Raw genomic sequence first — 9,540 nt, 5'->3', positions numbered from 1 at the left:
GTATAAGCTTCCTATAAGCTTTCTATAAGCTAACTATACCATAACTCTATCTTCGATACTTTCCGATTCCCTCCGAGATTCTCCGAAAACACACCTTTACAATCCCTACTCTATTGAAAAAAATAAGACAATGGTTTTATTACCATTGCCTTATTTTTTAACTGTTAAAGATACAGAAAGCATAGCCTTTGTGGGAGGTCACACATTCCGAGAGCAATACTAATAATCTTATAATCATCATCTACTATTATAGAAGCCTGAAAAAAGACGCCTTTTTGATCTATATCATAAATATAAAATATATCTCCCCTATCAGACTCAGGAGGAGTTATTTTATCTTTCTTTAATTTTTTAGCACCTTCCTTAAAGTTTACTATCTTATATTTATGCCCCTTCAAGGTTTGTTTTACAAACAACAGAAACCCTTTTATATCATCAATTTCTTCTTTTGTAAAAGTTCTTGTGAGTTTTAACAACGGTGAGATATTTTGTATATCTTCATTATTAGAAATCTTTTGTAACACTTCATCGTCTGTATTGAGAAGTGTATGTACATATTCCTCTACAACTTTTCGTTGTTTTGCCTCTTTATTAGGAGGGGTCATCGCTAATAAAGGGAGTAATAGGATTAAAAACAAGTGTTTCATAAGGTTAGTTTTTAAGTCTTTCTGATAATATATTTCTACAAAATAAGACAATGATAATAAAACCATTGCCTTATTTTTTAACTGTTAAAGATACAAGAAGCACAATCTTTTAGGATTAAAACACATTCCTATAGCGATACTGATAATCTTGTTATCATCATCTACTACCACAGCAGCCTGAAAGAAAACACCTTTTAGATCTTTATCATAAATATAATATACATCTCCCCTATCAGAAGCTACAGCACCACCTTCTGTTTTAAGTTTTTTATCAGCTTCTTTAAAGTTTAGTATCTTATATCTATGTCCTTGTAAGATTTGCTTTATATACAAAAGAGATTCTTTTATTTCATCAATTTCTTTTTTTGTATAGGTTCTTGTGAGTTTAAACGATGGGAAAATCTGTTGTATATCCTCGTTTTCATAAATATTTAAGATCTCCTCATCAGTATTGAGGAGCGTATGGACGTATTCCTCTACTACTTTTCGTTGTTTTGCCTCTTTATTAGGGGGTGTCATCGCTAGTAAAGGGAGTATTAAAATTAAATATAATAACTGTTTCATATTAGCAACCATTTCCTTTACTTGGGGGAGCTGTTCCTCCATTTGTATTTACTTTATTTTTAAATGTCGAACTATCTCTTAACGCTTTTCCTAATACGCCAGGAGCAGAACCCCCTCCTCCTATCCAAGTTCCTTTACAATAGGGCAAAGTGATATTTGCTAAATTTGCTACAGATATGGCAAAATCAGTACAATTACTATAGCTTAAATTGTATTGACGACCATAAGATTTTTGTGATAATTCTATAATCTTTTGTAGCTGTTCTGGAGAAATTTCAGCCGAAAAAGAAACAGAAAAAGTGTGCCCATCATCTTTTCCTAAAACAGAAGGGAAATTACCATTACCTATTGTTCTGATACCTGGTACATTAGGGTAAAATCCATAGGTATATTGGTTTTGTCCTTGTGTGATTCCTATAAAAGTATGTCCTACATTCAGTCCTTTTTTAACATTTCCAGTTCCGGGGTTGGGCTCATCTACATAAATGGTTAATGTAGCACCTTTATTGAGGTCTACTGTGCTAAAGAAGCATTTATTATTAGATATAGGGTGGTCGGGTCTATAAATAACTGGAGCTTCTTCTTTTTCCTCTTCTGCTGTATTATCACCATCTATCGCTAAACCAGCGCCAACATTACTGCTTCCTCTTCCACCTTCTTTTATAGGAAACCCATTATTATTAGGTTTATAAGGGGTGTAAGACGGATACGGAGTGTAAGAATTATTAATACGCTTTTTACGCTTTCCATAAACCGTTACTTCTTCTAATTGAAAAGGATTCTCTTCTGGTTCACCTCCGTTACAATCACAATCTCCTCCAGAATCGCGGCTTATTTCTGTACAACAATCATAATAAACGCTCAGTATACTAATGTCAAAATCTCTTTTTTTTCTTCCTGCTTGCGCTGCCTCAGCATCTACTACAAGCCTATAATTTGCCTTAACTTTGGGTACCAACTGGTGGCTAATCACCCCATCGGTCATTCGGTAGGCTGAGATAAACTCTCCTTTGAGGGTAAACAAATAGAAGTCGGCATTTACAATGCGGTTGTCGTTAGTAAGGCTGTCTGGCTCTGTAATAAAAAGGTATGGTTCAGTAACACCGTCTTCTTTTAAGAAGAGCATTTCGGCACTTAAGTCACTACCTACAATGGTTACCGGTATTTTAGAATAAGCATCACCAACGAGTGTTTGTGTTTGCTCAAAATACCGCCAATCGGTTTCTAATTCAATAAACGGGTACTTCCTACGGCTTACACTGTTGGCAGTGCGTTTCTGGTTTTCCGAAGCCTCAAAAAGGCTCTTGGCTTCGTTTAAGCTCACTACCGCTTGTGGGTCTACTACGGCAGGAACAGGGTCTTGTTGTGGTGCCTCAGGGGCATCTTCACGTTGGCAATAAGTAAGCGCAAGGGCTACCAATGCCAACATTCCAAATTTGAAAGTTCTTTTCCTCATTATTTGTTTATTTTATTAATTTTGCCCCAAAAGTATAATGTATTTCTTTAAAAGTCAATAGGCAAAAGTAAATTTTAACATTTCGTTTCTCCTTCAAACTTTGCTGAAAAATAGGGTAAATCCTTCATTTTAACATTTTTTTCTTAATCATTTTGTCCAAACATTGCTGAAAACACAAAGTTTAAGTCAAATCATTGTATTTTTTTCAATAACACAAACTATAATATTTAACACATTTTAATACTCTACAATCTGTATATTTAACTTATATCTCTCTCCAAGAATTTCAAATAAACTCACATTTTCTCATTCTCACATTCTCTCATTCTCTCATTCTCCCATTTCCTCATTTTCTAATTCTCCCATTTCCTCTGCCCGTGCGACTCGCATTCCTTTAGCTTCAAATAAACCTTGATTGTCAAACTGATATGTGTTGTCTTTTTTTAGAGCTTGTCCCCCTTCGGGGGTTCGGGGGCTTTTGTCATTTTCTCATTTTCTCATTCTCTCATTTTCTCATTCTCTCATTCTCCCATTTTCTCATTAATTTAAATTTGGTGGTTGAGTATTAAATTTGTACCTTTGCACTCTATTATATCACGTAGCAAGTAAATGAACAATAACACCCCCTATCATACTCCTGTACTCTTAACGCAAAGCATTGAGGGACTGAATATCAAAGATAATGGCACTTATGTCGACGTTACCTTTGGTGGTGGAGGGCATTCGCGCGAAATCTTAAAGCACCTCGGTAAAAACGGACGCCTCTATGCGTTCGACCAAGATGCCGACGCCCTTAATAATACCATCGATGATGAACGTTTTACTCTTATTCAGCAAAACTTTAAGTATCTGCGTCAGTATTTGCGCTTTTATGGAGTAACACAAGTAGATGGGGTTTTGGGTGATTTTGGGGTTTCCTCTCACCAGTTCGATGTAGCTCAGCGTGGTTTCTCTACTCGTTTTGAAGGTACACTCGATATGCGTATGAACCAGCAAGCTCCTCTTTCAGCTCAAGAAGTCGTCAATGAGTATGGCGAGATAGAACTCACTCATATCTTTTTTCAATATGGCGAACTGAAAAATGCCAAAGCGATAGCCCGTGCCATAATCAGTTACCGAGAGCAGAAGCCAATACGCTTAGGCAGTGAACTACAAGAGGCAGTAAAAGCTCTCTTGCCTAAATTTAAAGAGAACAAAGTGTTAGCACAAATCTATCAAGCCATTCGTATAGAGGTAAATGCCGAAATAGAAGCTTTGGAATCATTTTTGCTACAACTCCCTGCCGTAGTCAAGCCCCAAGGGCGTATCAGCCTTATCAGCTATCATTCACTCGAAGACCGCTGTGTAAAACGCTTCATTCGAGATGGACAGTTAGAAGGAGCTCCTGAGAAAGATTGGTATGGCAATGTGTCAGTACCCTTTAAAAAAGTAGGCGGTCTCATCACTCCTGATGATACTGAAATAGCACAAAACAGCCGTGCCCGTAGTGCCAAACTCCGTATCGCCGAACGTTTAAACTCATAACTGAAAAAAAATGGGAAAAGCCACTGATGAAATAAAGAATATATTGCGAGGAAAATTTTTGGTAGAAGGTAAAGAAGCTACCCGAAATTGGTTCTTCATAAGCTTCCTTTTTGCTTTGGGAGTTATAATGATAGCCAGCTCGCATATGGTAGACCGCAAAGTGCACCAAATAGCTAAGCTCAACGACGAAGTAAATGAGCTCAAGAGTGAATTCGTCGATGTGCGTTCGCGTTTGCAGAAAGTGCGTTTGGAGTCTTCACTTTTAGAACAATTAGAAAGTAAAGGACTCAAACAACCCGAAAAACCACCACAAAAGATAAAGGCAATTGTAGAAGAGTAATCTTTGAGATAATAGATAATACAAGTAGAAAGAAGCATTGGAAAAAAACGATAAAAAGATAACATCGCGCACTTATTTGGTAGCCATTATGATGCTACTGATGATAGGTGTCATTGCGGTAAAGCTCATAAAAATACAAATTGACGGTGATGAGTATCGCGCCAAAGTAGACGAAACTACCTTGCGAGAAGCTGATATTATCCCCAGTCAAGGTAATTTGTATTCTGATGATGGTAGCTTGCTTGCCACTTCGGTAACTCGGTATGATATCCGTTGGGACGGTATTGCGCCTTCCAGAGCTAATTTCAATAGGTATGTAAAACCCCTCAGCGATTCGCTTTCGCGTATGTTTGGAAAACCCAATAGCTATTACTTAAATCTCTTTAAAAAAGAACGTAGCTTAAAGAATCGCTATATGCTCGTAGCCACTAATCTGGGTTATAGCGAGTACTCCCGAATCAAGAAATTCCCCCTCTTCAATAAAGGTCCTTATAAAGGCGGTATTATCGTCGAGCGCAATATAAAACGCGAATATCCATTAGGAGGTATTGCACACCGCAGTATCGGCTATGCCCGTACTGATGAAACAGGCTATACTACCCGTGTAGGTTTGGAAGGTGCTTATGCCAGCTATTTGTTAGGAACCAAAGGTCGACGCGTAGAACAAAAAATAGCACAAGGACAGTGGAAACTTGCCAGTGGTTTTAATATCATTGAACCTAAGGACGGCTACGATGTAGTGTCTACCATCAATATCAATATCCAAGATATCGCTCACCACGCTTTGCTTACACAACTTAAAAAATACAAGGCTCAGCACGGTTGTGTGATAGTAATGGAGGTGAATACAGGTGAGATAAAAGCTATTTCTAACTTAGAGCTGAATACTAGAAACGATACATATTCTGAGCGTTATAACTTTGCTATTGGTGAAGCACACGAACCTGGTTCAGTCTTCAAACTAATGACGGTAGTAGCCGCTATGGAAGCCCGCAATATCGATACGACTTATGTGGTAGATATCAAGGAAGGAAAGCAACAGTATTACGATAAGACTTTTCAAGACTCTCAACATAGGTTTACAGGAAATATAAGTCTGAACAAAGCTTTTTCGGTCTCTTCTAATGTCGGAATGACTGAACTCGTGCATAGTCTCTTTTCAAAGTCTCCTTCTGATTTTACTACCAAGCTCATTCAAATGAACCTAAATCAACCCTTAGGCTTACCTATTCTAGGTGAAGGGATTCCCTATATTCCTACACCTCGCGACAAAATATGGAGTGGGGTAACGCTTGAGTCAATGGCAATAGGTTACTCCGTAAAGATTACTCCTTTGCAAAGCTTAGCTTTTTATAATGCAATTGCCAACGGAGGAGTAATGGTCAAACCTCGAATGATAAAAGAAGTAAAGGAATGGAATAAAACAGTAGAGAAGTTCAATGTAGAAATTGTCAATGGTAAAATATGTTCTAAACAAACTGCTGACCGTGCCAAGGGACTATTGGCTAATGTAGTAGAACGTTCCTACGGTTCAGGACATCGCCTCCATTCTCCCGATTTCTCAATGGCAGGTAAAACAGGTACAGCCCGTAAGAACTATGCCAGCGCCGATAAGAGTAAGCTTAGCTATATATCCTCATTTGCAGGCTTCTTTCCTGTCGATAACCCGAAATACTCTTGTATAGTGGTAATTCACGAACCCGATAAGAGTGTAGGTTTCTATGGTGCCGATGTATCAGGTCCTGTATTTAAGAGTATTGCTCATAAAATCTATACCAATTCGCTGTTGATGGATACGGTAGAAAACGTAGATAAAATATCAGCCAGTACTACTACAAACTACGAAGATTACTACACCAAAGCTGCTAAGTACAAAACCATAATGCCCGACCTTAGTGGTATGAACGTAATGGACGCTGTTGCTCTCTTGGAGAATATGGGCTTACGAGTGAAATTCTCAGGTGAAGGTAAAGTAAGCGCACAATCAATTGCCAAAGGTACTAAAGTGCCCCGCAATATAGTAGTAGTGTTACAATGTGGCAAATTAGAGAATTAACATTATGAACTTAAAAACATTACTTAAAAACATCACTATAAAAACTTCCCTTTATGTGGAAGATAAAGATATCACCTCTGTTTGTTTTGACTCTCGAAAGGCGGAAAAAGGAAGTATGTTTGTTGCCATCACTGGCACTCAGTCTAACGGACACGAATACATAGACCAAGCTATACGCAGTGGTGCTAACGCCATCGTATGTGAGCAATTACCTCAACAGTCCTTGCCTGGTGTAAGTTATATAGTAGTTCCCAATAGTCATAGTGCTTTAGCCTTGATTGCAGCTAACTTCTATGGCAATCCTTCCGAAAAACTTACCTTAGTAGGCGTAACAGGTACTAACGGAAAGACTACTATTGCAACGCTTCTCTACCAATTGTTTAGAAAAGTAGGACAAAAAGCAGGTTTGCTCTCTACAGTGGCAGTATACGTAGACGACCAGCGTTTTGAAGCTACTCACACCACCCCCGACCCTCTTCAACTGAATCATTATCTGCACTTAATGATACAACAAGGGGTGAAATACTGCTTTATGGAAGTGAGCTCTCACGGTATCGACCAGCATCGTACCGAAGGACTACAGTTTGCAGGAGGAATTTTCACTAACCTCACCCGCGATCACCTTGACTATCACAAAACCTTCGCTGCCTATCGCGATGTGAAAAAGCGTTTCTTTGATGCGTTGCCTGCTACCGCTTTTGCCTTAGTAAACAACGATGATAAGAATGGGGCTTTTATGCTACAAAATACCAAAGCCCAAAAGAAAACATACGCGCTTAAAACTCACGCAGATTATAAGGCATATATCATCGAGAGCAGATTTGACGGCTTGCTGTTGCGTATCAATCAGCACGAGGTATGGACAAAACTCATAGGTGAGTTTAATGCCTATAACCTTTTGGCGGTATATGCTACAGCTACTCTATTGGGTATTAACGAACTCGAAATGCTTACTCTTATCAGTGCCATAGAACCTGTGGCAGGACGTTTTCAGTATGCAGTATCGGCTACGGGAGTGATTACCATAGTGGATTATGCTCATACCCCCGATGCCCTTGAAAACGTTCTAAAAACCATCAACGATATACGCACTCACAACGAGACCCTCACTACCGTAGTGGGCTGTGGAGGTAATCGCGACAAAGGTAAACGTCCTATAATGGCTGATATAGCTACAACCCTCAGCGATAATGTAATCCTCACTTCCGACAATCCTCGAAACGAAGAACCTGAGACTATTCTCACCGAAATGCAACAAGGGGTACAGCCACAATACTTTCACAAAGTACAAACCATCACCGACCGTCGTCAGGCAATACAATCCGTTTGCAAGAATGCCAAAAAGGGAGACATCATTCTCATCGCCGGTAAGGGACACGAAACTTACCAAGAAATTAAAGGCGTTAGACACCATTTCGACGACTTTGAAATCGTACGGGAATACTTGGAGCTCTATAAGAAATAAGATTAGGTTTTAAGAGAGGAGTTTTTAAGTATTTACATCATTATAAAATAAACTTTTCCAAGAACTTAAAGCTCTTGGAAAAGTCTATTATGCCACTACTTTGTTTTAAGATTTAAATTGTATAAATTTATTTTTCTTATACGACGTTCATTAAGATAAAAAAAGCTCCAACAAAGTTGGAGCTTTTATCGTGACCTCGACAGGATTCAAACCTGTAACCTTCTGAGCCGTAATCAGATGCGCTATTCAGTTGCGCCACGAGGCCATTGTTGTTCTTGTTTTACGGGTGCAAAGGTACGACCTTTTTTGAAACCTGCAAACTTTTTCACAACTTTTTCACAAATTATTTTCTTCTTACTTTACTTGCACTCTCCAGCCGAAGGGATCTTCAGCCTTGTTATACTGAATGTTAAGTATCGCTTGTTTAATTTTATCGGTGTACAATTCTGCAGGGCGATTTACGCTGTAATCCTTGCCTTTATAGCCAAATCCAGATATAGGGCTAATCACCGCAGCCGTTCCACAACCAAATGCTTCTTTCAATTCACCTTTTTCAGCTGCTTCGATAAGTTCGGTTACTTTCACTGGGCGTACTTCGGTTTTGATACCTAATCTTTCGGCTACTGCAATGATACTTTTACGAGTTACTCCATCGAGAATACGCTCACTAGTAGGGCAAGTAACAAGGGTGTTACCAAAACGGAACCATAGGTTCATTGTGCCTGCTTCTTCTAAGAATTGGTGAGTAGCATCATCTGTCCACATCACTTGTTGGTAACCTTCATTGGCAGCTTCCTGAGTAGGGAAAAACTGACCTGCGTAGTTACCTGCAGCTTTAGCAAAACCAAAACCACCATTAGCAGCACGGCTATAATAGTCTGCTATTTTTACTTTTACATCGCCTTTGTAGTAAGCTTGTACAGGGGCAGTAATGATCATAAAGAGGTAGTTTTTAGCAGGAGCCGCTTGCACGCCAGCAGTAGTAGCAATCATAAATGGGCGCAAATAGAGGGCATTGCCAAATCCAGGTTTTATCCACTCACTATCAATATCTACAAGAGTGCGGAGTGCCTTATCAAACCATTCTTCGGGGAACTCAGGCATTGCTAATCGTGTGCAGGATTTATTGATACGTTTGTAGTTTTCTTGCGGACGGAATAGAAAAACGTGTCCGTTGTCGTCCTTATAAGCTTTCATTCCCTCAAAAACAGCTTGCCCGTAGTGGAATACGCTTGCCGAAGGCTCAAGGGTAATAGGAGCATAAGGTTTGATGGTTGGGTTTTGCCACTGACCGTCTTTATATTCACAGATGAACATATGGTCGGCAAAAGTTTTACCAAAACTCAGTTTTGAAAAGTCTATTTGGTTAATACGACTTTCTTTTACTTTTTCAATCTTTAAATTCATATTGTTTTAGTTTTTGATTCTGTCTAAATTTTTGTCAAAGGTACAAAATATTTTTTAACTTTGTCGCGTAAAATACAAAAA

General features: G+C 38.8%; 8 protein-coding genes and 1 tRNA gene. 4 read left to right on the top strand and 5 right to left on the bottom strand.

The window, feature by feature from the left end; genetic code table 11:
• Positions 1-164 precede the first annotated feature (164 nt).
• The 3 genes from HMPREF9078_RS08750 to HMPREF9078_RS08740 are packed head-to-tail and all read right to left on the bottom strand — an operon-like array spanning position 165 to position 2,667.
• A complete protein-coding gene (locus tag HMPREF9078_RS08750) occupies positions 165-713 on the bottom strand; it encodes a hypothetical protein (protein WP_009420342.1) in 549 nt (182 codons plus the stop codon).
• Between the two features lie 18 nt (positions 714-731).
• Positions 732-1,211, bottom strand: a complete 480-nt coding sequence (locus HMPREF9078_RS08745; protein ID WP_232305326.1) for a hypothetical protein — start codon at positions 1,209-1,211, stop codon at positions 732-734.
• 1 nt (position 1,212) lies between these two features.
• Positions 1,213-2,667 (bottom strand): hypothetical protein, encoded by a 1,455-nt coding sequence (locus HMPREF9078_RS08740; RefSeq protein ID WP_009420340.1) that lies wholly within the window; start codon positions 2,665-2,667, stop codon positions 1,213-1,215.
• Positions 2,668-3,276: 609 nt separating this feature from the next.
• Here HMPREF9078_RS08740 and rsmH point away from each other — a divergent pair.
• The 4 genes from rsmH to HMPREF9078_RS08720 all read left to right on the top strand — a co-directional run bounded on the left by rsmH (position 3,277) and on the right by HMPREF9078_RS08720 (position 8,052).
• Complete coding sequence (rsmH, locus tag HMPREF9078_RS08735) at positions 3,277-4,191, top strand: 16S rRNA (cytosine(1402)-N(4))-methyltransferase RsmH (RefSeq protein ID WP_009410072.1); 915 nt, start codon at positions 3,277-3,279, stop codon at positions 4,189-4,191.
• Positions 4,192-4,201: 10 nt separating this feature from the next.
• Positions 4,202-4,531, top strand: a complete 330-nt coding sequence (locus tag HMPREF9078_RS08730) for an FtsL-like putative cell division protein (RefSeq protein ID WP_002671172.1) — start codon at positions 4,202-4,204, stop codon at positions 4,529-4,531.
• A gap of 88 nt (positions 4,532-4,619) precedes the next feature.
• Positions 4,620-6,587: a penicillin-binding protein gene (locus HMPREF9078_RS08725; protein WP_009420339.1), complete on the top strand. Its 1,968-nt coding sequence runs from the start codon at positions 4,620-4,622 to the stop codon at positions 6,585-6,587.
• Positions 6,588-6,591: 4 nt separating this feature from the next.
• Positions 6,592-8,052, top strand: a complete 1,461-nt coding sequence (locus HMPREF9078_RS08720) for a UDP-N-acetylmuramoyl-L-alanyl-D-glutamate--2,6-diaminopimelate ligase (protein WP_009420338.1) — start codon at positions 6,592-6,594, stop codon at positions 8,050-8,052.
• A gap of 191 nt (positions 8,053-8,243) precedes the next feature.
• On the opposite strand, the gene HMPREF9078_RS08715 is transcribed toward HMPREF9078_RS08720, so the two are convergent.
• Positions 8,244-8,317: transfer RNA gene (locus HMPREF9078_RS08715), tRNA-Arg, on the bottom strand.
• 89 nt (positions 8,318-8,406) lie between these two features.
• Positions 8,407-9,459 carry a branched-chain amino acid aminotransferase gene (locus tag HMPREF9078_RS08710; RefSeq protein ID WP_009420337.1) on the bottom strand — a complete coding sequence of 351 codons (1,053 nt, stop codon included), beginning with the start codon at positions 9,457-9,459 and terminating at the stop codon, positions 8,407-8,409.
• Positions 9,460-9,540: the final 81 nt, after the last annotated feature.

The organism is Capnocytophaga sp. oral taxon 380 str. F0488 (genome assembly GCF_000318255.2).
Classification (GTDB): domain Bacteria; phylum Bacteroidota; class Bacteroidia; order Flavobacteriales; family Flavobacteriaceae; genus Capnocytophaga; species Capnocytophaga ochracea.
Note: the sequence above shows the minus strand (reverse complement) of the source record. Positions and strands in the feature narration are given on the sequence as shown.

Bases quoted from the DNA above. Each gene is read 5' to 3' on its own strand.
- HMPREF9078_RS08750 (WP_009420342.1), bottom strand. From the start codon at position 713: ATGGTTTTATTATCATTGTCTTATTTTGTAGAAATATATTATCAGAAA.
- HMPREF9078_RS08730 (WP_002671172.1), top strand. From the start codon at position 4,202: ATGGGAAAAGCCACTGATGAAATAAAGAATATATTGCGAGGAAAATTT.
- HMPREF9078_RS08740 (WP_009420340.1), bottom strand. From the start codon at position 2,667: ATGAGGAAAAGAACTTTCAAATTTGGAATGTTGGCATTGGTAGCCCTT.
- rsmH (WP_009410072.1), top strand. From the start codon at position 3,277: ATGAACAATAACACCCCCTATCATACTCCTGTACTCTTAACGCAAAGC.
- HMPREF9078_RS08710 (WP_009420337.1), bottom strand. From the start codon at position 9,459: ATGAATTTAAAGATTGAAAAAGTAAAAGAAAGTCGTATTAACCAAATA.
- HMPREF9078_RS08725 (WP_009420339.1), top strand. From the start codon at position 4,620: ATGATGCTACTGATGATAGGTGTCATTGCGGTAAAGCTCATAAAAATA.
- HMPREF9078_RS08720 (WP_009420338.1), top strand. From the start codon at position 6,592: ATGAACTTAAAAACATTACTTAAAAACATCACTATAAAAACTTCCCTT.
- HMPREF9078_RS08745 (WP_232305326.1), bottom strand. From the start codon at position 1,211: ATGAAACAGTTATTATATTTAATTTTAATACTCCCTTTACTAGCGATG.